At 36.6% G+C, this 2,184-nt stretch carries 2 protein-coding genes and 1 pseudogene; all 3 read left to right on the top strand.

From position 1 onward, the window contains the following. Positions 1-243: pseudogene (locus L950_RS25075) on the top strand (hypothetical protein); the annotation flags it as partial. 356 nt (positions 244-599) lie between these two features. Further along, positions 600-1,607, top strand: coding sequence for a BCCT family transporter (locus L950_RS34675; protein WP_021191314.1), 1,008 nt, complete (start codon positions 600-602; stop codon positions 1,605-1,607). Continuing rightward, positions 1,565-2,086, top strand: coding sequence for a BCCT family transporter (locus tag L950_RS34670; protein ID WP_316930757.1), 522 nt, complete (start codon positions 1,565-1,567; stop codon positions 2,084-2,086). Before L950_RS34675 ends, L950_RS34670 begins: the two co-directional genes overlap by 43 nt. The last annotated feature ends 98 nt before the right edge of the window (positions 2,087-2,184 follow it).

Here is a 2,184-nt window from a genome sequence, read left to right as displayed (position 1 = left end):
CTTGTAAACGGGAGAAGAATGACAAATATTGGATTATTCAGGGCCTATATTAAAGCCTATGCAATACAAAATCCAGACATTCACCAGGATTTAACCCTATTAGTGCGTCAGTTGGCGCCAAATGAATATGGACTTCCTTTGGAACTGTATATGTTTACTAAAGGAACACAATGGTCATTTTTTGAGGATACGATGTCCGATATTTTGATCATTTATTTGCAGCTATTAAATCTTTTGACTTAGAAGTCTTTGAACTGCCTGCATCTGATGATGTTCGGATGCATTTAAATCAAATACATGTGCCATCAATTTCAAAGCCCCAGAACATACGGTAGCATTTCTTTAATCTGGAGCTAAAAAATATTCAATTCATTAGTGCAACCTATTTCTAAAAGATTTTGCCATAGCAAAGATCTACTTATAAAATTCTGAAAAGAATGAAAACTTATTTGGAGTGATTCCGTTGTAGTATTATGGGTTTTTAATATGAAGAAAATACCCCACTGACATCATGCAATATTAACAACAAAAACAGACCACAACATTATTTTATTTCAACTACATAAGCTTAATACGTTGAATCTTAAAATCAAACTTTAATGAAATTAACTAATCTCTTAAAGCTAAAGAGCACCTTTGTGCCTGGTATTATTTTACCCAGTCTCATCTTTATACTTGGTATTACTTTTTTATCAAGCTTTTTCCCGGTGAGAGCAAATTACTACCTGAATATTCTAAAAACTTTCTTGTTTCAAAATATGAACTGGCTCTATGTCATGGTTGTAACTATTTTTGTGCTCTTCCTACTTTTTTTAATATTTAGCAAATATGGAAGCATAAGATTAGGTGCCAATGATACGAAACCTGAGTTCTCCTTTTTCTCATGGATATCTATGTTATTTGCAGCCGGTATGGGTATTGGATTAATGTACTTCAGTGTCGCAGAACCGATGTCCCACTACACAGATCCCTCGGTAGCCGGACTAACGTCCGCTTCACGTGCTAAAGACGCTCAATTATACACGTTTTTCCATTGGGGTATACATGCCTGGGCGATATATGGAGTAGTTGGCCTTTCATTGGCCTATTTCACGTATCGGTATAAATTACCCTTATCATTAAGAAGTTGTTTTTATCCAATACTAAAAGACAAAATACAAGGTCGTGCTGGCGATATTGTTGACATGTTTGCTTTGTGCAGCACTTTCTTTGGTATTACAACCACATTGGGTTTTGGTGTAGTGCAGCTCACTGCCGGCTTAGTACATCTGGGAATAATTCCAGAAAGTAATTTTATGTATCAGGTTATCATCGTCATCGTAATCATGACCATCGCCATTCTGTCGGCTACATCTGGAGTTACGAAAGGTGTTAAAATATTAAGTCAAATAAACATAATAGCGGCATTGGTTCTGATGTTATTTGTCCTTATTTTAGGTCCGACTACTTTTTTATTGGGAACATTTTCTGAAGGTTTAGGTGAATATATTAATGCCTTCTTTCATCTCACATTTAATACCCATGCACATGAACCCGAGCGTCAGCATGGTTCTTCAATTGGACTATACTCTATTGGGCCTGGTGGATATCCTGGTCTCCATATGTAGGTCTATTTATTGCTAAAATATCCAAAGGAAGGACAATTAGGGAGTTTATCAGTGCTGTGCTCATTATACCTTCAGTATTTAATTTTATGTGGATGACTATATTTGGCAATAGTGCCATATGGATGGATCAACACCAGGCTAATGGTGCTCTTAGCGCTATAGTTGCTAATACTGATGTACTTCTTTTCAAATTTTTTGAATTCTTCCCGCTACAACAGATAACAAACATATTTTCCATTTTTATAATTTTCATTTTCTTTGTGACATCAGCCGATTCGGGCATTTATGTGATGAACAGTATTTCTTCAAACAATGCCGCAAAATCGCCTAAATGGCAGTATATTTTCTGGGGGGTGTTACTGGCCATACTTGCTTTAGTACTTCTAAATGCCGGCGGGCTAAAATCTTTGCAAACAATGACTTTGATCACAGCCCTCCCCTTTTCTATCATTATGTTATTGTTTTGCTACTGTCTCTGAACGCACTCACCAATCGATACTGAATATTCATGCGCGTGAATTTTCGCACTCCACAAACAATTGGTCCGGTGAATATTGGAAAGGAGCGCTTAGGACGT

It is taken from the genome of Sphingobacterium sp. IITKGP-BTPF85, assembly GCF_001006065.1.
GTDB classification, from domain to species: Bacteria; Bacteroidota; Bacteroidia; order Sphingobacteriales; family Sphingobacteriaceae; genus Sphingobacterium; species Sphingobacterium anhuiense.
This window is presented reverse-complemented; position numbering and strand designations above follow the sequence as displayed.